Here is a 22,428-nt window from a genome sequence, read left to right on the forward strand (position 1 = left end):
GATTTAACCCCCTGTTTTTGTTAATAAATTCGTGAATATAGCATACCAAAAACCTCTGTTAAACCCAATGGAATGTGTATCTTGCTCCATTAGTTTAACAACGATAAATAAACCTATTTTTTATGGCTGATGGAGATAAAATAATTCCAATAAACATTGAAGATGAAATGAAATCTGCCTACATCGATTATTCGATGTCGGTCATAGTGTCACGTGCACTGCCAGATGTTCGCGATGGAATGAAACCTGTTCACAGAAGGGTGCTCTTTGGAATGCACGAATTGGGAATTAAAGCTACGGGCGCTCACAAAAAATCTGCGAGAATCGTAGGGGAGGTCCTTGGTAAATACCACCCGCACGGAGATACCTCTGTTTATGATGCTATGGTTCGTATGGCCCAGGAATGGAGCTTGCGATATATGTTAGTAGACGGACAAGGAAACTTTGGTTCTGTAGATGGCGATAGTCCGGCTGCAATGCGTTATACTGAAGCGAGAATGCAGAAAATTTCTGAAGACATGCTCGCAGATATCGATAAAGAAACCGTTGACCACCAACTCAATTTTGACGATACGCTAAAGGAACCAACGGTGCTCCCCACTCGAGTTCCTGGTCTTTTGATCAATGGTGCCAGCGGAATTGCCGTAGGTATGGCTACCAATATGCCACCCCACAACTTAACCGAAGTTGTAAACGGAACCATCGCATATATTGAAGATAACGATATAGATATTGATGGGTTAATGCAACATATTAAAGCGCCGGATTTCCCCACGGGAGGTACTATTTATGGGTACGAGGGCGTGCGCGAAGCATTTCATACCGGTAGAGGGCGTGTGGTGATGCGTGCAAAAGCAACTTTTGAAGAGGTTAACGGTAGAGAATGTATTATAGTTACTGAAATTCCATACCAAGTTAATAAGGCGGACATGATTAAAAAAACCGCCGATATGGTTAACGATAAAAAAATTGAAGGTATTTCAAATATTCGTGACGAAAGCGATAGAAAAGGAATGCGAATCGTTTACATTTTAAAGCGAGATGCCGTACCAAATATTGTTTTAAATACACTTTATAAATACACAGCGCTACAATCTAGTTTTAGCGTAAACAATATTGCGTTAGTAAATGGAAGACCTCAAATGTTAAATTTGAAAGAATTAATCCATTATTTTGTTGAACACCGCCACGAGATTGTTGTTAGACGTACCGAATATTTACTTCGTAAGGCCGAAGAACGCGCCCATATTTTAGAAGGTTTAATAATTGCTTCAGATAATATAGACGAGGTTATTCGCCTAATTCGTGCATCTTCAAATGCTGATGAAGCTCGAGAAAAGTTAATTGAGGCTTTTAAACTCTCCGAAATTCAAGCCAAGGCCATTGTTGAAATGCGATTGCGACAATTAACCGGCCTAGAGCAAGATAAACTGCGCACTGAGTACGACGAGTTGATGAAGACAATTCAAGATTACAAAGATATTCTTGCGAGTAAAGAACGCAGAATGCAAATTATTACCGAAGAGCTTGAAGAAATTAAAGCCAAATACGGTGATGAACGTAGATCTACTATTGAGTATGCAGGGGGCGATGTGAGTATTACCGATTTAATTGCAGACGAACAAGTTGTTATTACTATTTCGCACGCGGGTTATATTAAACGTACATCGCTTACGGAATATAAAACGCAGAATAGAGGTGGCGTTGGGCAAAAAGCTTCAGCTACTCGTAACGAAGATTTCTTAGAGCATCTTTTTGTAGGTACCAATCATCAATATATGATGTTCTTTACACAAAAGGGAAAATGTTTCTGGATGCGTGTTTTCGAAATACCAGAAGGTACTAGAACGTCAAAAGGTAGAGCCATTCAAAATCTAATAAATATAGAGCCAGACGATAAGGTAAAAGCCTTTATTTGTACCCAAGATTTAAAGAATGAAGATTATATAAACAGCCATTTCGTAATTATGGCCACCAAAATGGGCCAAGTTAAGAAAACGCCATTAGAACAATATTCAAGACCGCGAACTAACGGTATAAATGCAATTACCATTAGAGAAGACGATGAGTTGCTCGAAGCAAAGTTAACAACCGGAAATAGCCAAGTAATGCTAGCCGTAAAATCTGGAAAAGCCATTCGTTTTGAAGAGGAAAAAACCAGATCTATGGGTAGAAATGCTTCGGGAGTTCGCGGTATTAGGCTGGGCGATGATAATGACGAGGTTATAGGGATGATTGCCGTAGATGAAAATGACTCAGACATACTTGTGGTTTCAGAAAATGGCTACGGAAAACGCTCATCTATTGAAGATTACCGAATTACCAATCGTGGCGGGAAAGGAGTTAAAACCATTAATATTACAGAAAAAACCGGTAAATTAGTAGCCATAAAAAATGTAACCGATGAAGATGATCTAATGATCATAAATAAATCTGGAATCGCCATTAGAATGGCTGTAGCAGACCTTCGCGTTATGGGGCGTGCCACACAAGGCGTGCGTTTAATTAAAGTTAGGGAAGACGATGCCATTGCAGCAGTTGCTAAAGCTATGAAGGACGATGATGAAGATGAAGCGGTTATAACTGACCAAAACAATGATGGCACTACTCTTGATAATAACGAAACTCAAACCGAAAATAACGAATAAATAGTAACACATGAAAACACGAATATTAATAACAGGACTTGCATTTGCTACTGCTATTTCATTTGGACAAAAAAAAGAAATTAAAAAGGCCGAGAAAGCTATAAAATCTAATGAATACACCGAAGCTTTAAATTATTTGTCCGAAGCTGAACCAATGCTCAGTACCGTTGATAATGATATGAAAGCGCAATTTTACGCAGCTAGAGGCCAAGCGTTACTTGGTTCTGGCGGATCAGACTTTAAAAAATTAAAAGGCGCTGCCGATGCATTTAGCACTGCAATTTCTTTGGATCCGAAAATTGAAGAACAACTAATTGACCCATTGCAGAATCTGAGGGCGGCTTTAATTAATGGTGCAATTAAAGATCAAAATGCGCAACAATATAAAATGGCTACCGATAAACTTTATACAAGTTATATGGTAACAAAAAAAGATACTTCAGACTTGTATTTTGCTGCGGGTAATGCCGTTAATGGCCAAGATTACGATACCGCTCTTAAGTATTATCAAATGCTTTTAGACCTAAACTATAGCGGAGCAACAGTAGAGTATGTAGCTACAAATAAAACAACTGGAGAAGTAGAAGCTTTTGACAGTGAAAAATTGAGAGATTTTGCTATTAAATCTGGCGAATTTATTAAGCCGGAATCTAAAGTTACCAAATCTAGAAAAGGCGAAATACTGCGGAATATGACCCTTATCTATATTGAAAAAGGCGATACCGAAAAAGCTAAAAGTTTAATAGAAACAGCTAGAGCAGAAAATCCCGATGATGTGTTTTTAATGCGGGCCGATGCAGATATGAGCTATAAAATGGGCGACAATAAACGGTACAATGAATTAATGGAAAAGATTGTAGCAACAGACCCTGAAAATCCTGAGCTATATTTTAATTTAGGAATTAGCAACGACCAGCTAAACAACAAAGAAAAAGCATTAGAATATTATAACAAAGCATTAGAGCTTCGTCCCGAATACGAGGGAGCACTTATTAATATTGCAGCTTTAAAACTATCCGGTGAAGACGAAATAGTAGAAGAAATGAACAGCTTAGGAAATTCAGCTGCCGATAATAAAAGATACGATGAACTTAAAAAGATACGCGAAAATTCCTATAAGGATGCGCTACCGTATCTCGAAAAAGCAAATGCTATAAATCCGTCCAATCAAAATGTGCTTAAATATTTAATGAATATTTACAGCCAAATTGGAGAAGACGCTAAATACAAAGCGGTTAAAGCAAAGTTAGAAGCTTTGGAAAGTAAAAATTAATACAGGTTATCATAACCTCGTACTATTTAAAAACCCCTGAATTTCAGGGGTTTTTTTATTATATAATACGTTTAATTACTCGCAGTTTATGGGTGTGACTGCGCGCTTCATAATTAAAAATACCACTGTGGTCTAGCCGATCAATCCGTACCTTTCCGTGGGCATGGATAATATAGTTATCGTTCATAATAATACCTACATGCGTAATCTTGCCTTCTTCATTGTCAAAAAAAGCTAAATCGCCGGGCTCACTTTCTTCAATAAAACTCAAGGCTTCTCCTTGTGTAGCTTGCTGGCTGGCATCGCGCAAAAGACTGTAGCCATTCAATTTATAAACCATTTGGGTAAAGCCACTACAATCTATTCCAAACGGACTTTTTCCTCCCCATAAATATGGGGCATTTAAATAGAGTAAGGCGGTTTCAATTAAATGTTCTTTTGGAAGTTTATTTGAAACCCATTTACCTTCAAAATTATGATTTAAAAAAGCGGTAGCCGAAATAGTACTTCCCAGACAAATTGAAAATAATTGGTTTTCCGGAAGGATAACAAAATCTACCAAATCTGAAGATAACTGCAGGTCCGATTCTTCAATATTCGTATAATCGGCTTCGGTAATTTTAGCAAATTGTTTATTGTCTATCCATCCTTCATAATTATCAAAAGCCAAACGAATTCGGCTCCATTTTTTACGAATTTCAAGAATTTTAAAGTGTTCGCCATAAAGTAACTGCGTTACCATTTCACTAGCATCAGCAGCTTCGCCACGAAGTGGAACAATACTTAAATTACAGATACCGTAATCCATTCAGAAATTATTGATAACAGTTACGGATGCCTTTAAATACTTTCAATTACCATTGCAGAAGCACCGCCTCCACCATTGCAGATCGCTGCGGCACCGTATTTGGCGTCGTTTTGTTTTAGCACATTGAGAAGCGTAATTAAAATTCTTACTCCGCTGCAACCAAGAGGATGACCTAAAGACACGGCACCTCCGTTTACGTTTACGTTGCTATCATCAAGACCTAAAATCTTCATATTTGCCAAGCCTACTACCGAAAAGGCTTCGTTAAATTCAAAATAATCTACTTGGTTTATATCAATGCCAGCTTTTGCAATTGCTTTGGGAAGCGCCTTTGCCGGAGCTGTTGTAAACCATTTTGGCTCCTGGGCCGCATCTGCATATCCTTTAATATATGCCAGTGGCGTTAATCCCAATTCTTTTGCTTTCGCTTCACTCATTAAAACCATAGCACCGGCACCATCGTTTATAGTAGACGAATTTGCGGCGGTAACAGTACCGTCCTTTGTGAAAGCGGGACGCAAAGAGGCAATTCGGTCCATTTTTACATTTTTAAACTCTTCATCTTCCGAAACCACTACCGGTTCCCCACGACGTTGTGGAACTTCTACCGGAACAACTTCATCATTAAATTTTCCATCTGCCCAAGCTTTTGCTGAGCGTTCGTACGATTTTATTGCGAAGGCGTCTTGATCTTCGCGAGAAAATTTATATTCCGTAGCGCAAAGATCTGCACAAGTACCCATTGCGTTGTGATCATAAGCATCTACCAGCCCATCTTTTTGCATGCCATCTATTAAAGTTGCAGGCCCAAATTTGGTTCCAGTGCGCATATGTACATAATGAGGAATATTACTCATGCTCTCCATTCCGCCGGCAATTACAACATCGGCATCGCCAAGAGCAATGGCTTGAGCAGCGTTCATAACGGCTTTCATGCCCGAAGCACACACTTTATTAACAGTTGTAGCAGGAACGGTATCCGGTATACCTGCACCTAAAGCAGCTTGTCTCGCAGGTGCTTGTCCCACACCCGCTTGCACAACATTGCCCATATAAACTTCTTGAACCATTGAAGGGTCCAGATTTATTTTTTCCATTGCACCTTTAATAGCTGCAGATCCTAATTGGGCTGCCGTTAATGATGAAAGACCCCCCATAAAACTTCCTATCGGGGTTCTGATTGCAGATACTATAACTACTTTATTATTCATGCTACTGTTTTTGTGTTTAAAATAAGGACTGCGAAATTACATATTTCTATCTTAAATATCAATCTTTGCAGGTATTGCTTTTGGGATAACTCATTCCTTATTTATACCTTTACTATAAGTTATAATTATATGAAGAACTTTTTTTCTTTGTTCGCAAAAAATCAATCCCTTATTTATAAGGTTTTTCTATTCATATTTTCAACTCTATTAGTTATTTATTTTCTGCCGAAAGGGGGGCAGTTTAAATATAATTTTCAAAAAGGCAAGCCTTGGCAGTACGAAAATCTCTACGCGCCTTTTAGCTTTACCATTAAGAAAAATGAAGATACTCTAAAAAAGGAACGCGAAGAAATAAGAGAGAATGCTGTTCCGTATTTTGAATATAACGACCAAGTAGCAAATGAGGTGCTGGCGAGCTTTAAAGAAGAGCTAGATGAAAAATATGTTGATAGCCTATATCGCACATCTGAAAATACCATTGAGAGGTTAGGCACAAAATTTATTACTGAAACCTATAAAAACGGAGTTACCGACGAAATTCATACCTACGATGGCGATCGTCTTATTTATTTAAAAAATGGCAATGAAATTGAAGAACGCAGTTACGCGCAATTATTTAAAAGAGAAAACCTAAATAAGAAGGTTAGAGAACTAGTTGAAAAAAACAGCACGGAAGACGCGCAAGCTTTGCTGTATAATTTACTAAACGAAGTTTTTGAGCCCAACGTAAAACTTAATAATAAGCTTACGGAAGCGGCAATAGATGCCGAAATAAAAGCTTTAAACCCAAATCGTGGCATTATTGAGAAAGGGGGGCGGATAATTGCCAAGGGCGAAGTCGTGGAAGGCGATAAATTCCAAATACTAAACTCGCTAAAAGCCGAATTCGATAGCCAGATTTGGAGCAAAAATAATTATCTGTGGCTATTGGTTGGATACTCCATGCTGGTTTCTCTCGTGTTTTTAATGCTGTTCCTGTTTCTAAAAAATTACAGACCCTATATTTACAACAACAATACAAAAGTTACATTTATATTTTTCAACATATTTTTAATGGTTTTCTTAACCACAGTAGTGTTGAAGATACACGCAGACTACGTTTATATTGTTCCAATCTGTATTCTGCCTCTTATTTTAAAAGCCTTTTTCGACCCGCGTGTGGGGCTATTTGTGCACGTATTAACCATATTATTGCTCGGATTTATCGTTCCAAATAGTTTTGAATATATGTTCCTACAATTTATTGCCGGAATTGTAACAATTCTTACCGTATCAGAATTATACAAAAGAGCCAACCTCTTTATCTCGGTTGGGCAGATAACGTTAATATATATCCTTGGGTATTTTGCTTTTTTTGTAATTCAGGAAGGGAATATTCAATCTATGGAGTGGCAGAATTTCCAATATTTTATCTTATGTGGTTTGGCAACGCTTTTTGCGCATCCCCTAATTTATTTTTATGAAAAGATATTCGGCTTGGTTTCCGATGTTTCGTTATTAGAACTGAGTGATACCAATGCAAAATTATTAAAAGAACTATCAAATAAGGCGCCGGGCACATTTCACCATTCATTAAATGTTGCAAATTTGGCCGAAGCTTCGGCAAACGAAATTGGCGCCAATAGTATGTTGGTCAGGGTAGGGGCGCTCTACCACGATATTGGCAAAATGCAAAACCCAACCATGTTTACCGAAAATCAGGCTAACTCAATAAATTCACATAACGAATTAGACCCAAAGGAAAGTGCCAAAATAATTATAGATCACGTAATAAAAGGAATAGAAATAGCCCGAAAAAACAACCTTCCCGATAGAGTAATTGATTTTATTCGCACGCATCACGGTACAAGTTTGGTGTACTATTTTTACCGAAAGGAACGAGAAGAACAGGGCGAGGCCAATAAAGAAGATTTTATATATCCGGGACCAATTCCCTTTTCAAAGGAAACCGCTATTTTAATGATGGCAGACAGTGTTGAGGCGGCAAGTAAAAGTTTAAAGGAACCTTCCTCCACAATAATAGACGAGTTTGTTGAAAAGATAATCAACAACCAAATGGCACAAGGTCAATTCTTGAATGCGAACATTACTTTTAAAGAAATTGAAATGATAAAGAAAGTGCTTAAAAAGAAGCTAAACAATATATATCATTTAAGAGTAGAGTACCCAGAATAGAAGTTTGTCGCCTACTATAAGAATTTATAGAATTGGAATTAAAAAACGTGATCCTTAAAAATTTCAGCTTTTTAATTATAGTATAAACCCTTCATTTATAAACACAAAAAATCCCCTTAAGTAGGGGATTGTCTGTGATCGCAGAAGGATTCGAACCTTCGACCGCCTGCTTAGAAGGCAGGTGCTCTATCCAGCTGAGCTATGCGACCATTAAAAATAAAAAAAGCCGAACAATTTTAATTGTCCGGCCTTTTGTCGGGGTGGCAGGATTCGAACCTGCGACCTCCTGCTCCCAAAGCAGGCGCGATAACCGGGCTACGCTACACCCCGTGAACAGCAATAAATATTGTTCACTGTATTTTGGAGTTTTTTTAAACTCTAATGCGGAGAGACAGGGACTCGAACCCTGGCGACGGTTGCCCGTCGACAGATTAGCAATCTGCTCCGTTACCACTCCGGCACCTCTCCAATTTTTTTATGAACTTGTCATCCTAAAATGCGAGTGCAAATGTATGTTTTCAATTGTAATAATGCAAACAAAAATACGCCTTTTTTAAAGATAAATTTTAAAGCGTTTTAAATCAAGTGAGTCGGCGTAAAACAAAACCGCAAAAAGGATACTAAATCTTGCGGCAAACCAACATTTCCTTTCTGTCTTCTATATTGGTTACAAAAAATAGATAAATATCGCCCCCATCAGTAATTTTCCATTTCTTGCGAAGGGTCTCAACAGACTGGGGAAAGTTTCTTGTGGTAATATTCGCCTTATTAAATGTTAATGCTAAACGCATGTCAGATTTTGTGTACGGAACTATCTTTTCAATTAAAAAACTTCGTCCCGGAAAATCAGTAAGGGAGTTGCTAGTGTAAAGGTGGGTATTTTGATGAAGTTTATTCAACTGTAATTTTTCTGAAATTAAATTGAATGCGCCGCTCTTTAAAATAGCTGCGTTCGGTTCAAAAAGATATTTTAGCGGCAAACTGTAGGTAGCTTCAGCAGGCCTATTCCAAATAAAATTGAAATTTTCTGTTTCACATTTCGTAAAATTAATTGTTTTAATAGCTACTGTATTAGAAGCATCTTTATTTAGAAGCCAAAGTAATTCCTTTACTTCGTTTTCAATTGCTACTATGTGTATTTCAGCTACCTTGTGCAATTCGTTTAATCCTACCGAAATATCAAGCATTGGCGAGGTCTTTAAAAGAAAAGTATTACAATGATTTAATATTTCAGAAATATTTGACGGAATATCAGGCAGGCAATCTTTCATAAAAAAAACTTTGCCTTTACTATCGTGCCGACGGGAAGGATCTGCGTAAATTACATCGTACGTACTATTTAACACCGCTTGTAGGCCATCTTCTGCTTTGCAAATAATATTGTCTTTATTAAGAATTTTAAAATTATGTGCAGCAAAGCTCGATAATGCCTTATTTGTTTCAAAATGGTGCACTGTGTTGCAGGTTTCTGAAAAGTAAAAACTATCTACCCCAAAACCTCCCGTAATGTCGGCGAGCGTATTTGCGCCAACCAAAGAAGCCTTGTATTTTGCGGTAATTTCCGAAGATGTTTGCTCCAAATTTAGCTTGGGAGGGTATAAAATATTGTCCGTTTTAAACCAAGTGGGAAGTTTTTTTGCGATTTTCCTTCGGCTTTCAATTTGCTGCATTAATTCCTGTACGGTAATATTTTTAAACGAACTACCTGCAAAAGCTAGTTTTGAAATATCTGAATCAAAATTTTTAATAAAATTCTGAACATTCTTATTTAAAAGGTTTTTATTTAACAAGTTTATAAGTTTCGGGTAAGACGTTTTACAACTTTGTATTCGGAAAGAAATTCCTTGGCAATTACTTTAAGCGCCGTATAGGTTGGCACGGCAAGAATCATTCCCGGTATTCCGAAAACAAATCCTGCAATTAAAATAGCCAAAAATATCTCTAACGGATGGGATCGCACACTATGGCCAAAAATAACCGGTTGCGATATAAAATTATCAAAAACCTGTGCAATTGCGTATCCGCTACTCGCAATTATTAGCAAGGGTAAAAGTCCGGTTGAGAAATCGGCGCCCAAGTTGTTCGAAATTATTACGAATATCATTAAAATCCACCCAATAACGGGGCCTAAATACGGAACAATATTTAAAAAGGCACAAATAAGGGCAACTGCCACAGCATCGCGAACGTCTAAATAAAGCAATAATACGGCATAGAAAAGCGCGAGTATAAAAATTTGCAACAACAGGCCAATAAAATACCTGGAAAGCAATTCCTTGATTTTAATTAATATACGTTTAAATTTAGCTTCGTTGTCGTCTTTGGCAAATACTAAAACCGAGCGGGCAATGAGGCTTTCGTCTTTCAGCAGAAAGAATGAAATAAATAGTACGGAGAAAACGCCAACAATGGTACTGCCAATATTTCCGAAGAAAATATTTACAAAACTTGGAATAATTTCTACATCCATATTTTGAACGTACGTTGTGCGTTTTACCGCCTCAACGAGCTGAAAATGATCTACTCCCAAATAATCACTGGCCTGAATATTTAGTTCGTTTAAATCGCGTTTTACTTGTTCAAAATCTATTTGTGAAATGTTCTTTCCCTGTTCAACAATTATGGGGACAAAAATACTCACCACTAAACTAAAGCTGCAAATTATAAGGAGTAGCGTGATAACAGAGGCGAAGGTGTTTCCAAATTTTAGTTTTGTTTTTAGAAACAAAACTACGGGTCTTCCAATTAGCGACAGTACCAGCGCCAAGCCAATAAAAAGAATTAACGCTTGGATTTCATAGAGAAACCAAAACAATAAAATAATCCCAACAAGCACCGCCAGTGCTCGTAATATACCTAAAGTTATTGCTTTTGCCGTAGTATTCACTTCGTAAATATACTATATTCCAAAGTAGAAAAAAGTAAAGTTTTGTTAAGGTGTATTTATAAAAAAACCAGAATACAAATGCCAATTATTTAATTAAACTACAAATTGTTGTTACCGTATTTTGATTTAGGATTTTGTGTTCTGTTGAATTTTTGCATTGCGAAATTAAAGTAGTTTCGCAATCAATTTTCAAAAACATAATTTATAATATTAGCGCCCATTTGTAGCGCTTTTAACCTGACTTCTGGAGGATCGTTATGAACTTCGGGGTTTTCCCAGCCGTCACCCAGGTCGGTTTCAAAAGTGTAGAGTAAAACCAATCTGTCTTCAACAAAAATTCCGAATGCTTGGGGTGGGGCGCCGTCGTGCTCGTGTATTTTTGGCATTCCCTGTGGAAATTTATATAAATAGCTAAACATTTCGAAATTTGCTGGCAGCTCCTTTAATTCCTTATTCGGAAAAATTTTCACCAATTCTTTTCGGATATACTTATCCATACCGTAGTTGTCGTCTATATGGATAAATCCACCGCTCATTAAATAATTTCTGAGGTTTTGGGCTTCTTCGGAAGAGAAAAATACGTTTCCGTGCCCCGTCATATGTACAAAGGGGTAGTCAAAAATATCTACACTTCCGGGAGTAACGGTTACAGGTTTTTCGTTTAAAGTAGTGTTAACATGCTCGTTGCAGAATTTTGCCAAATTAGGCAGTGCTGTGGGGTTGGCATACCAATCGCCACCACCGCCATATTGAAGCAATCCTATTTCCTGGGCTGATAGGTTACTGATGTAAATTAAAAAGAAAAAAATAAAGATATTTTTTCGCATAGCTTTCAAAAATACTATTTTAAACCTAGGTGTTCTTATAGCTTCGTAAAAATTTTAAGCGTTAAACTTCATTTACAAACGCAACGCTATGGCAAGCCGCAATAGCTGCAGTTTCTGTACGTAACCTACTTTTGCCTAAAGTAACGGGTATAAAACCGTGGCGTTTTGCAAGTACAACTTCTTCGGTCGAAAAATCGCCTTCGGGGCCAATTAAAATTGTTACACGCTGTTTAGGAAGCAGTAGTGATTTTAATGATTTTCTATCGGTTTCTTCGCAATGCGCTATACATTTTAAGCCTTTTGATTTACTTTCTAAAATCATAAAATCTTTAAATGAAACTGCTGGGTTTAATAGCGGCAAGTATGCTTTAAGCGATTGTTTGGCAGCACTTTGAACAATTTTTTCATAGCGTTCTGGTTTAATTACTTTCCGTTCGCTGTGGTCGCAAATAATTGGCGTAATTTCACTAATGCCAATTTCAGTTGCTTTTTCCAGAAACCATTCGTAGCGATCGTTGAGTTTTGTAGGAGCCACTGCCAAATGGAGTTGATAGGGTAAAGGTTGTTGTTTTTCTTCTGACAGAATTTTCACCAGACATCCCTTTGGATTCGCATTTAGGATTTCAGCATTAAAAAAAGATCCCTTACCATTGGTTATTTTAAATGTATGGCCCACTTTCATCCGTAATACTTTAACGATATGGCGACTTTCCTCCTTATCGAAAATTATCTCGTTTGATTTTTGGAAGGTTTCGGAATCTAAAATATCTGGATTATAAAAAAGTTGCATCTACTTTAATTTGCGTTTAAAACTTCATCCGTGCCGATGCCACTACATTATTTTCGGCAAAATTTTGGGCTTGGTATTTTAATTGACCCACTATGGCAATCATTGCTGCATTATCAGTGCAAAACTCAAATTTTGGAATATGGGTTTTCCATCCATATTTTGTTTCAGCTTCTTTTAAAGCATACCTGATACCGCTATTGGCTGAGACTCCACCCCCGATAGCAATTTCGTTAATCCCCGTTTTTTTTACAGCATTTTTTAGTTTATCCATTAAGTAATCTACAATTGTAAACTGAATACTGGCACAGATATCGGCCATGTTTTCGTGTATAAAATTGGGGTTTTTTTCCACTTCCTTTTGCACAAAATAAAGCACCGAAGTTTTCAATCCGCTAAAACTGAAATCCAATGGCGCAACTTTTGGTTTTGGAAATTTAAAGGCTTTTGGATTCCCTTTTTGTGCGTAGGTATCAATCAAGGGGCCACCTGGATAGGGAAGACCAAGAATTTTCGCGCTTTTATCAAAAGCTTCGCCTACGGCATCGTCAATGGTTTGGCCTATTATTTCCATCTCAAAATAATCGGTAACTTTTACTATCTGCGTATGGCCGCCACTTATGGTCATTGCTAAAAACGGAAAGTTTGGAGCTACTTGTCCTTCGGCTTTTATAAAATGTGCTAAAATATGCGCTTGCATGTGGTTTACATCAATTAACGGAATACCCAATCCTAAGGCCAAAGATTTTGAAAATGAGGTGCCTACAAGTAGCGACCCCATAAGCCCAGGTCCACGGGTAAAAGCGATGGCAGATAACTGTTTTTTATCGATATTTGCTCTTTGTAAAGCTTGGTGAACCACCGGCACAATATTTTGTTGGTGGGCGCGCGAGGCAAGCTCTGGCACCACGCCGCCATATTGTTCGTGAATTGCTTGTGTAGCAACAACATTGCTCAATATTTTACCGTTGTTAATTACGGCAGCAGCAGTGTCATCGCAGGAAGATTCAATACCGAGGATGTAGCAGTTTTTTTGGATCAAAGTGAAAGAGGTATATTTATTGGTTGTAAAAATAAAACATTAAAAGCGTATCAAAAAACTTCGCAAAATAATAGTTCGCTCCTTCGTAATCATTGTATTGCTGCTCGTGCTTTTAATAATTATTTTTTCCATTCCGGCAGTTCAAACTAAAGTAGCGAAAAAAGTAACCGATAATCTAAACCAAACATACGGCACCGATATACATATTGAACGTCTTGGCCTTAATTGGAAAGGTGAAGTAGATATCAGAGAGGTTTTTATTGCCGATCACCATAACGATACACTTATTTATAGCAAGGAAGTTCAGACCAATATTGTAAACTTTCAAAATTTAATCAATGGTGATCTCGGTTTTGGGGATATTGCGTTAAATCACGCAAAACTCTACGTTAAAACATATAAAAACGAAGAAACAGACAACCTATCTATTTTCGCAGATAAGTTTGATACCGGAAAGCCCAGCACCACGCCCTTTTCACTTTTTAGCAACGATGTACAATTATCTAATAGCCGCGTAAAAATAACAAATGAGAATCTGGAAAATCCAGAGATTTTTATTTTGGATAACGTAAACATTACTGCCAACAATCTTAAAATTTACGGACCAGAAGTAACCACCGATATTGAAAGTCTGTCTTTAGTTGCGTCACGAGGTTTTGTGATTAAAGACCTGCAAACAGATTTTGCCTATACCCGTACCAATATTATATTAAAGGATTTGTACCTTAAAACAACCGAATCTGAGATTAAAGGTGAAATAGACCTAGATTTTTCAAAAAATGGAATGGCAGATTTTGAAAATGATGTATTAATTACTGCACGCATTCAAGATTCAAAAATTGCCACAAACGATCTAAACGGATTTTATGATGAATTTGGTCCCGATCAAGTAATAGCATTGGATACCGAACTAAAAGGCACGTTGAATAATTTTTCTGCAACGAATGTGAAATTTGAAACTAGCGCTACAAATATTCAAGGAGAATATACTTTTCTGAACGTTTTAGATGCCGAAAAAAACTACGCCATAACCGCCAAAAACCATTATATAGCAACAAATTATTTCGACTTAAGAAGATTTATGCCTCGCGTTTTGGGCGATGTAGTTCCTGTGGAATTGAAGGAACTTAAAAACTTTTCCCTTACTGGAAACACTTCAATTATTGGCGACGAGTTAAATACCAAAAGTAATTTACAAAGTGCAATTGGGCAGGCAAAAGTAGATTTAAAGATGGGAAATATCAATAATATTGATAACGCCTATTACAAAGGAAATGTAGTGTTAACAAATTTTAATTTGGGTAAAATTGCTAAAACTACTTCCCTCGGAAAAATGACAGCCAACCTAAATTTTGACGGTCGAGGCTTCGATAAAAACACGATAAACACTGAAGTTTCGGGAAAAGTGTCTTCTTTTAACTTTGAAGGTTATAACTATAAAAACATCGTTGTTTCCGGTAATCTTAAAAATCCACTTTTCAATGGTGAACTTTCCATAGACGATCCTAACTTAAAACTGGATTTTAAAGGGTTAATAGACGCTTCGGCCGAAACAAACCACTTAGATTTTGAAGCAGACGTAGCGTATTCAGATTTAAACAAATTAAATCTTATTACGCGCGATAGTATTTCTGTTTTTACGGGAAAAGTGGTTGTGGATATGGATGGAAAAACTATTGACGATGTGGTGGGTACCATAAATTTCAGTCAAACGTTTTATCAAAACGAACGAGACTATTACTATTTCGACGATTTTACGGTAACCTCCAGTTTTCGGGATTCTGTTAGGACCATTGAAATTAATTCGCCAGATATAATGAATGGCAAGATTACAGGTGAATTTTTAATTGAAGATATTCCCAATCTTTTTCAAAATGGTATTGCGAGTATTTATGCCAATTACATTCCACAGGAAGTAACTACAAACCAATACATAGATTATGAATTTGTAGTTTACAATAAAATTGTTGATGTTTTTGTGCCGCAATTAAAATTGGGTGATAATACCCGTATTAAAGGTTCTGTATATTCGGATGAATCTAAATTTGAACTCGATTTTCGCTCCCCGGAAATCCTTCTTTTTAATAATTACATAGGTAAACTAAATATTCAAGTAGATAATGATAATCCACTGTACAATACATATATAGCCGCAGATTCTATCTATACTGGGTTTTATAATCTTAAAGATTTAAATGTAATTAATAAAACTTTGAATGATACAATGTACGTACGTTCAGAATTTGCTGGGGGACCAAAGAAACAGGACCTATTTAATCTTTCACTTTATCATACCATAAATAAAGAAGGAAAATCGGTGATTGGGATTAAAAAATCAGACATAACATATAAAGGAAACGTTTGGTATTTAAACGAAAATAACAACAGATTAAACAAAGTTGTTTTCGACGATAACTTTAGGGAAGTACGTATAGATTCGTTGGTGTTAAGCCACAATGACGAATTAATTCAGATGGCGGGCACGCTCCGGGATTCTACATATAAAGATTTAAAAGTTCGTTTTAGGAATGTAAATATCGGTAATATTACACCCGAGATTGACAGCCTACGACTTAAGGGTAATGTAAATGGCAAGTTCGATTTTATTCAGAAAAATGGAGCGTATTATCCCAATAGCTCCGTAACTATAGATGGTGTAGAAATTAACGAAATACCTTTTGGCGATTTAACTTTAAAAATTGATGGCAACGAAGACCTCACAAAATACCGTATTAATTCGTCGCTTGTAAATAACAAGGTAAAATCTATTAATGCCGTGGGCGAGATTGATGTTTCACCCAAAAACCCTCAAATACAGCTTAATGTAGATTTAAATCAGTTTAATTTACAGGCATTTAATCCGTTTGGCGCCGATGTAATTTCAGATATTCGTGGGTTTATTACCGGGAATGCCCGGGTTTCTGGCAGTTACAAATCGCCAGATATTTTGGGGCGGTTTACCTTAGAGAATAGCGGGTTAAAGATCCCATATCTGAACACAGATTTCAATCTAGAAAATAATGCCCAAATTACGGTTACAAAAAATAAAATTGAAATAGAACGAACGAACATTAAAGACACCAAGTTTGAAACCTCTGGTATTCTTTATGGATACGCTTCGCATACTAATTTTGATAAATGGGAACTAAATCTTCATATTGAAGCCCCCGAAAGGTTGGTGGCTTTAAACACACCTCCCGAAGAAGATGCCCTGTATTACGGAACGGCATTTATTAGCGGAAGAGCAGATATCTTGGGCCCTATAGACGAATTGGTAATTAATGTTGATGCTACGACGGAAGAAGGAACTACATTTAAAATTCCCATAAGCGATACAGAATCCATTGGCGACGATTCCTTTGTACATTTTCTTTCTCCAAAAGAAAAGGAGGCAAGAGTGAACGGTGAAACGGTAATTACAAATAATTCGAAAGGATTGTCGCTTAATTTTGAATTAGATATAAATAAGAATGCCGAAGTAGAAGTAGTTGTGGACCAAGAAAACAATTCAACATTAAAGGGTCGCGGTGCCGGAATTCTTCTAATTGAAATAAATACAAACGGTAAATTTCAAATGTATGGCGATTTTCAGGTTTACGAAGGAGAATACGATTTTAGATACGGCGGTATCATCCAGCGAAATATTGGGGTTGTTCCAGGGGGTAACATTACTTGGGATGGCGCTCCCGAACGAGCTAACTTAAGCTTGAGTGCGGTTTATAAAACGCAGGCAAATCCTTCGGTGTTATTAGACAATCCGTCTGTTAACACAAAGATTCCGGTTGAAGTTTACGTAGATTTGGAAGGTGAATTAGCACATCCCGAACTTAGCTTTAACATTGACTTTCCGCGTGTAAGTTCAACCCTAAAGAGTGAATTGCAATACAAATTGCAAAATCAGGAGCAGATGCAGAACCAAGCTCTCTTTTTATTGGCCTCCAATTCGTTTGTCAGTGAAAATTATGCGGGTTCAAATGCTTTTGCAGGCACGGTTGCCGACAGAGTTTCTGGCTTGGTAAATAACTTATTTGCAGATCAAGATGGTAAATTTCGCGTAGGTTTAGATTATTCAATCGGAAATAAAAGTCCCAATCAAGAAACTGCAGATCGTTTTGGAATCACTCTTTCCACACAAATCAATGAGCGTATTTTAATAAACGGAAAGGTTGGAGTGCCGGTAGGTGGCGCAAATGAAACTTCGGTTGCAGGAGACATTGAAGTGCAATGGTTAATAAATGAAGATGGTAGTTTGCGAATGAAATTTTTTAATCGCCAAGCCGATTTGCAATTTATTGGTGAAGATCAAATATTTGAGCAAGGGACCGGGATTTCATATTCTGTAGATTTTAATACATTTCAGGAACTATACAGAAAACTATTTAATAAAAAAGTAACCGTAGAAACCGAGCTGCCTGTAATTCCGGACGATAATAGTTATCCAGTAGATTTTAAACCACAAGGTATAAATACGGAAGATGAAGAATAGCTATTTTATGCACTTCTAACTAGCATTATTTTTTTGAAAAAACAATTTTAAAGAGTGTCCGAAACCTGTAAACCGTAAAGTCTTTCGGCCAACGTTGCATCTAGCACAAACGGATTTGGTTTCCCCGATTGGTAAGATGCAATGCTATGGGTTCGCTCCAGCTCTAAAGCATCTACAGGATCTTGCTTATGCCAAATTAATAGAGTTTCTCGTTGCAATTCAAAAAATGACGCATCGGCTAAATTAGCCTCTTCTCGGTACATTGTATAAAAGTAAAATACAGCTCGTGCCACATTGCCCTTAAAATTGTCCCGTGGTTCAAATTTGCCATTTCCCTCTTTTGCACAAATGGCATCCGTTTTGTCGGGTTTAGATTTGTATTTTTCGTGAGCAGTGTACCAAACATCGCATTCAGTATCTTGTACATTGCCAAACGGATGATTGTACCTAGAAACATTTACGCCCAGCCGCACGGGAAATAAATGGTGCATATCGCTTTTTGCGTTGCCACTACTGGCGCCTTTACTCTTAGGATAGCTGTGCTCAGCAATTATACTATTGAATACATTAAGTTTTAATAACTGTAAAACAGGCTTTTTTTCACTTTTAGAAAGTGGCAATTTGTATCCAGAATACATACAGCTTACAGAATCGTTTATGTTGTAAATTTGAGTGTACATAACCGCTCGGGCTTCGTCATAATTTAAAACCTGCTTTGGTTTATAATTTTCAACTAAGTTTTTTAACGGAATTGTATCCGAGGCAACAGCAACGGTTTTAAATACTGAAATTTTCTTTGTAAAAACTACTGAATCTACATCACACCTAAAACTTACATTATACTTGCAACACGCAGCCAGTGCTACGTTTCCGAAGAATAGGAAAGAAAATAATAGTAAGGGAATTTTATAAAGGGGTTTACTTTTCTTCAATTTGTAATTTTAAAAAACCTTTAAAAGGGCATCTAATTCTGAAGGACCTTTTAATTTTTTCTTTTTTAAACTTTTTTTCATCGCTACGGTAACCTGATCTAAAGTGGCATAAAACTGACGAATAAAAAATTCAAGCTCTGCTTTTCTATTCGCCATAGATTCGCGTTCATTTACCGAATATCTTTCTAGTAATGCTGAAACATCGCGTTCTTCCTGAGCGCGAAGTTGTTTTACATCATTAAAATTTATGTGCTGTTTTGCTTCAACAACAATGTGTTTGGCTTCTAATTCTTCAAAAATCTTTTTATACGCAGCAACTAATTCTGGCGCATCTTCAATAAAAATACCATTGTTGGTATCCATCATATAACTTCTAAATTCTGCATTCGCCGATCCTATGTAAATTGCGTCACCAAAAATTATAACTTTGGTATGAAGTGAAAATGAACTTATTTCTTCTTTAACGCTGCTCTGGTTTAAAAAATTGTCTATAACTTCTTGGGTTAACCTGTCTTTGTTGTATTCATAGTATTGAAACCTATCGGTATTGAACTCATTATTTTTTTGAAGTAAATATTGCATTTGTCTTCTTCCAATAAAATTTATAGGTGTTAAATCTGTAGTGCCAATAGAATTGGTATAAATTTTAAGCGTAACGTTGGGGCAGATGTTGCTGTTCATAAGTTTGTTCATTTCCTGAACTACCCCTTCAGTGGGCGAAAAATAACCTTGATGAATAATAACCTCTACGGGCTTATTTGTAACATTGCTCTTAGCGCATGCGGCTTGAAAGGCGTCTTCCCATAATTTTTGAATCATTTTTCCATGTTCAATTTCTTGGTCATATTCAGAGCCAAATTTTCTATTCTTTAAGTTTCCGCGTTTAAGAATAGTTAAATTATAAGGTACATTTTGAACGTAAAACATGGGCTGATTGGTCAACGGAATTGCGTTTACTGAATGTAATGTGTTGCTTAAGGTGTTGTTTTGAATATAGCCGTTATTCGAGTCGAAAAGCGTCTCCAATTGCGTCCACTGTTTTGCATTTGTGCTTTTATCTAAATAATTATCTTGATATGATTGCAAGTACTTTTCGTATTTAGCTCCCCATTCATTTTGCTTTTCTGCAACAAGTCCTTCGGTTCCGGATTCCATTAACTGCACAAAAATTTGAAGTGCACATCCTTGTTTTTCCAAATCGCTTAAATTTTTGGGGCAGGAAGCTTCCGCCATTTTCGTAGCTTTATTAATTAAATACAAATAACCAATGGGAGCGTGTTTTTCAATGCTCGCAGTAGTGGCGACCATGGTAGTATAGTTCCAAAGTTCATCGTATGTTTTTTGTATAATATTTCCACCTCGGGTGTCTAAATCCATAAAAACATCGGTATCCATAAAAATATACTTCTTTTCCAAATTGTTTGGATGCATATGGTATGCATTTGCACAATTTCGGCCGCCCAATTGCGCTACCTCATTATCCGCCAAAATTAATTTATGGTGCGAATAATCGGTTATATAATCAATTTCGGGGTTGGTCATTAAAGGGCTATTGTCTAAATCCTTAAGTGAAAAAGGCAAAATTGTTTCCAAACCGTTTATAAAAGGTTTTAATTGTTCGCCGTAAAATAAGCCCATAATTGAAAGTTGAATTTGCGCTTTAATGCGTTCAGCGTTATTTCCCGTTTTGGCTGTCCAATACAATTTCATTACTTTCTTTAAGTTTTCCTTTACATCCTCAGTCATAGTAGGCGTTGAAGATGAGTTTTCTGCGAGGTTTTGCAATTCTCTTGCATACCCTAACTGAGTTGCAAACAAAAGCCCATTTGGATCTTTGGAATAAAACCCGGCCAAAAATATTTTAGCTTCCAAACTCATCTCCGCTTCGGCTTCTGGCAATAGTAAACTGTTGTATTTATTGAGATATCTCTGTTTTTCATCGGCGCAGTTTGGCGTTTTTCCGTTAATTCCGATTGTATCTCCGGCACAGCCAATTGTCATAAATTCGGCAAACTTTATTACTGAAACGGCAGGTCTGTTGTAAAACCGAACTTCAATTTGTTGAATTCCGTTCGGTTGTTGGTTTTCCATCCATCTAAAAAAATCGAGATTCTTATAATTCCATTGATAATCTACCAATAGCTTAACTCTGAAATCTGAATTGGTCTTAATTTTTTCCAAGAGTGCATGCGTCATAAAGGCCGTAGTTTCATCTAAATCGTAGATATAATATACCAGGCGCAATTCGTTTTTAGCATTTTTAATTATATCAATTTTTGAAGCAAAGGCCAGGTCGTTATCTTTTAGTACGAATGCTTTTTTAGCTGTAAATGCATTTTGTTTTAAATAATCTGGCGTAACTGCCAAAGGCGAAGTAATCAGTAATTTTTTACTACAACCAATAAAGGTGAGAGCCAATAGAAAAAGAAGTGTGAATCTGTAATTTAAAGCTGGTTGGGAGAACAATATTTTTCTTCGCATAAGAGGGTCTTTTAAAAATTAATAAACCTAGCTTTATTAGAAATTAATTCAATATTTCAGGACGTTACATAAATGCGTACAAACAAACACCTCTCTGTAGAGCGTAACCTTGAAAATTTTGAAATTAAATATATTGGGGAGACTCAAATATAACTAAAATGCGTTGTATATGAGCGAAATAGAATTGAAAATACCGAATGCCAAATAATAAATTACCAAATGCACAAAAATGATAATTTCACTTCACACGCAACCTAAGTATATTTGGCAATAAATAGACAATCTTTACAAGCCGAACGCTATGGTAACTTCACATTTTAAACAAAAAAGTTTTATAACGAAATTTAATTAATAAAGCCCAGACTCACTTAAAATATCGTAGAATAACTTTTATAACCTCTTTAAAGTGAAGCGATCACCGAAATCTCCACATTTACAAATTTTGGAAGGTTTGCCACTTCAACTGTTTCGCGGGCGGGAGCAGTGGCTTCGTTAAAATAGGTAGCGTACACCTCATTGATTTGGCTAAAATTATTCATATCGCTAATGAATATACTGGATTTCAAGACGTTTTCAAAAGTCATTCCCGCTTCGGTTAAAATTGCTTTTAAATTTTCCATCACCAGTTTGGTTTCGGTTTTAATATTGTCTGTTATTAAATTTCCAGTTTTTGGATCTATGGCAATTTGGCCGGAAGTATAAAGCATATTTCCTTTTAAAACGGCTTGGTTATAAGGTCCGATTGGAGCAGGGGCGTGGACAGTAGAAATTATCTTTTTCATAGGTTTTTGTTTTTAATAATTATAAATCGCAAGTAAAATCATTGTTGTTCGGCAGTTTATGGGTTTTAATATTTCCGAATTTTTATGCC

Annotated in this window: 14 protein-coding genes and 3 tRNA genes; 4 read left to right on the forward strand and 13 right to left on the reverse strand. The window is 36.7% G+C overall.

All coding sequences use genetic code 11. The features are described from left to right. Nucleotides 1–122 precede the first annotated feature (122 nt). Together gyrA and QCQ61_RS12140 are read left to right on the forward strand one after the other, a co-directional pair. Nucleotides 123–2,648 carry a DNA gyrase subunit A gene (gene gyrA / locus QCQ61_RS12135; protein ID WP_279447914.1) on the forward strand — a complete coding sequence of 842 codons (2,526 nt, stop codon included), beginning with the start codon at nucleotides 123–125 and terminating at the stop codon, nucleotides 2,646–2,648. 10 nt (nucleotides 2,649–2,658) lie between these two features. Further along, on the forward strand, nucleotides 2,659–3,921 hold the full coding sequence (locus QCQ61_RS12140; RefSeq protein ID WP_279447915.1) for a tetratricopeptide repeat protein: 1,263 nt from the start codon (nucleotides 2,659–2,661) through the stop codon (nucleotides 3,919–3,921). A gap of 58 nt (nucleotides 3,922–3,979) precedes the next feature. On the opposite strand, the gene QCQ61_RS12145 is transcribed toward QCQ61_RS12140, so the two are convergent. Both QCQ61_RS12145 and QCQ61_RS12150 read right to left on the reverse strand, forming a co-directional pair. Then, nucleotides 3,980–4,729 carry a C40 family peptidase gene (locus QCQ61_RS12145; RefSeq protein WP_279447916.1) on the reverse strand — a complete coding sequence of 250 codons (750 nt, stop codon included), beginning with the start codon at nucleotides 4,727–4,729 and terminating at the stop codon, nucleotides 3,980–3,982. A 32-nt stretch (nucleotides 4,730–4,761) separates the two neighbouring features. Further along, the gene (locus QCQ61_RS12150; protein WP_279447917.1) at nucleotides 4,762–5,940 is read right to left on the reverse strand and encodes an acetyl-CoA C-acyltransferase; all 1,179 of its coding nucleotides are present in this window, start codon (nucleotides 5,938–5,940) and stop codon (nucleotides 4,762–4,764) included. 129 nt (nucleotides 5,941–6,069) lie between these two features. Between QCQ61_RS12150 and QCQ61_RS12155 the strand changes: the two genes are divergently transcribed. Then, on the forward strand, nucleotides 6,070–8,115 hold the full coding sequence (locus tag QCQ61_RS12155; protein WP_279447918.1) for an HD family phosphohydrolase: 2,046 nt from the start codon (nucleotides 6,070–6,072) through the stop codon (nucleotides 8,113–8,115). A gap of 135 nt (nucleotides 8,116–8,250) precedes the next feature. Here the strand turns inward: QCQ61_RS12155 and QCQ61_RS12160 are convergent. From QCQ61_RS12160 to tsaD, 8 genes are all read right to left on the reverse strand, one after another. Beyond that, nucleotides 8,251–8,324 (reverse strand) — tRNA-Arg (locus QCQ61_RS12160). A gap of 46 nt (nucleotides 8,325–8,370) precedes the next feature. Continuing rightward, nucleotides 8,371–8,445: transfer RNA gene (locus QCQ61_RS12165), tRNA-Pro, on the reverse strand. Nucleotides 8,446–8,499: 54 nt separating this feature from the next. After that, a tRNA-Ser gene (locus QCQ61_RS12170) sits at nucleotides 8,500–8,583 on the reverse strand. A gap of 152 nt (nucleotides 8,584–8,735) precedes the next feature. Beyond that, a complete protein-coding gene (locus QCQ61_RS12175) occupies nucleotides 8,736–9,905 on the reverse strand; it encodes a THUMP-like domain-containing protein (RefSeq protein ID WP_279447919.1) in 1,170 nt (389 codons plus the stop codon). Between the two features lie 2 nt (nucleotides 9,906–9,907). Continuing rightward, nucleotides 9,908–11,002: an AI-2E family transporter gene (locus QCQ61_RS12180; RefSeq protein ID WP_279447920.1), complete on the reverse strand. Its 1,095-nt coding sequence runs from the start codon at nucleotides 11,000–11,002 to the stop codon at nucleotides 9,908–9,910. A 182-nt stretch (nucleotides 11,003–11,184) separates the two neighbouring features. Beyond that, nucleotides 11,185–11,829, reverse strand: coding sequence for a DUF4159 domain-containing protein (locus QCQ61_RS12185; protein ID WP_279447921.1), 645 nt, complete (start codon nucleotides 11,827–11,829; stop codon nucleotides 11,185–11,187). A 61-nt stretch (nucleotides 11,830–11,890) separates the two neighbouring features. After that, on the reverse strand, nucleotides 11,891–12,619 hold the full coding sequence (locus tag QCQ61_RS12190) for a 16S rRNA (uracil(1498)-N(3))-methyltransferase (RefSeq protein WP_279447922.1): 729 nt from the start codon (nucleotides 12,617–12,619) through the stop codon (nucleotides 11,891–11,893). Nucleotides 12,620–12,635: 16 nt separating this feature from the next. Beyond that, nucleotides 12,636–13,658 (reverse strand): tRNA (adenosine(37)-N6)-threonylcarbamoyltransferase complex transferase subunit TsaD, encoded by a 1,023-nt coding sequence (tsaD, locus tag QCQ61_RS12195; protein WP_279447923.1) that lies wholly within the window; start codon nucleotides 13,656–13,658, stop codon nucleotides 12,636–12,638. A gap of 106 nt (nucleotides 13,659–13,764) precedes the next feature. Between tsaD and QCQ61_RS12200 the strand changes: the two genes are divergently transcribed. Continuing rightward, entirely contained in the window at nucleotides 13,765–18,144 is a 4,380-nt protein-coding gene (locus QCQ61_RS12200) for a translocation/assembly module TamB domain-containing protein (RefSeq protein WP_279447924.1), read from the forward strand. 47 nt (nucleotides 18,145–18,191) lie between these two features. On the opposite strand, the gene QCQ61_RS12205 is transcribed toward QCQ61_RS12200, so the two are convergent. From QCQ61_RS12205 to QCQ61_RS12215, 3 genes are all read right to left on the reverse strand, one after another. Further along, the gene (locus tag QCQ61_RS12205) at nucleotides 18,192–19,076 is read right to left on the reverse strand and encodes an endonuclease I family protein (RefSeq protein WP_279447925.1); all 885 of its coding nucleotides are present in this window, start codon (nucleotides 19,074–19,076) and stop codon (nucleotides 18,192–18,194) included. A 9-nt stretch (nucleotides 19,077–19,085) separates the two neighbouring features. Next, complete coding sequence (locus tag QCQ61_RS12210; protein ID WP_279447926.1) at nucleotides 19,086–21,557, reverse strand: phospholipase D-like domain-containing protein; 2,472 nt, start codon at nucleotides 21,555–21,557, stop codon at nucleotides 19,086–19,088. 401 nt (nucleotides 21,558–21,958) lie between these two features. Continuing rightward, entirely contained in the window at nucleotides 21,959–22,339 is a 381-nt protein-coding gene (locus QCQ61_RS12215) for a Rid family detoxifying hydrolase (RefSeq protein WP_279447927.1), read from the reverse strand. Nucleotides 22,340–22,428 lie beyond the last annotated feature (89 nt).

It is taken from the genome of Aequorivita marisscotiae (assembly GCF_029814825.1).
GTDB classification, from domain to species: Bacteria; Bacteroidota; Bacteroidia; order Flavobacteriales; family Flavobacteriaceae; genus Aequorivita; species Aequorivita marisscotiae.

What these genes read in the sequence shown, in the direction of transcription:
- gyrA (WP_279447914.1), top strand. Translation starts at nt 123, where the DNA reads ATGGCTGATGGAGATAAAATAATTCCAATAAACATTGAAGATGAAATG.
- QCQ61_RS12140 (WP_279447915.1), top strand. Translation starts at nt 2,659, where the DNA reads ATGAAAACACGAATATTAATAACAGGACTTGCATTTGCTACTGCTATT.
- QCQ61_RS12145 (WP_279447916.1), bottom strand. Translation starts at nt 4,729, where the DNA reads ATGGATTACGGTATCTGTAATTTAAGTATTGTTCCACTTCGTGGCGAA.
- QCQ61_RS12150 (WP_279447917.1), bottom strand. Translation starts at nt 5,940, where the DNA reads ATGAATAATAAAGTAGTTATAGTATCTGCAATCAGAACCCCGATAGGA.
- QCQ61_RS12155 (WP_279447918.1), top strand. Translation starts at nt 6,070, where the DNA reads ATGAAGAACTTTTTTTCTTTGTTCGCAAAAAATCAATCCCTTATTTAT.
- QCQ61_RS12185 (WP_279447921.1), bottom strand. Translation starts at nt 11,829, where the DNA reads ATGCGAAAAAATATCTTTATTTTTTTCTTTTTAATTTACATCAGTAAC.
- QCQ61_RS12190 (WP_279447922.1), bottom strand. Translation starts at nt 12,619, where the DNA reads ATGCAACTTTTTTATAATCCAGATATTTTAGATTCCGAAACCTTCCAA.
- QCQ61_RS12210 (WP_279447926.1), bottom strand. Translation starts at nt 21,557, where the DNA reads ATGCGAAGAAAAATATTGTTCTCCCAACCAGCTTTAAATTACAGATTC.
- QCQ61_RS12215 (WP_279447927.1), bottom strand. Translation starts at nt 22,339, where the DNA reads ATGAAAAAGATAATTTCTACTGTCCACGCCCCTGCTCCAATCGGACCT.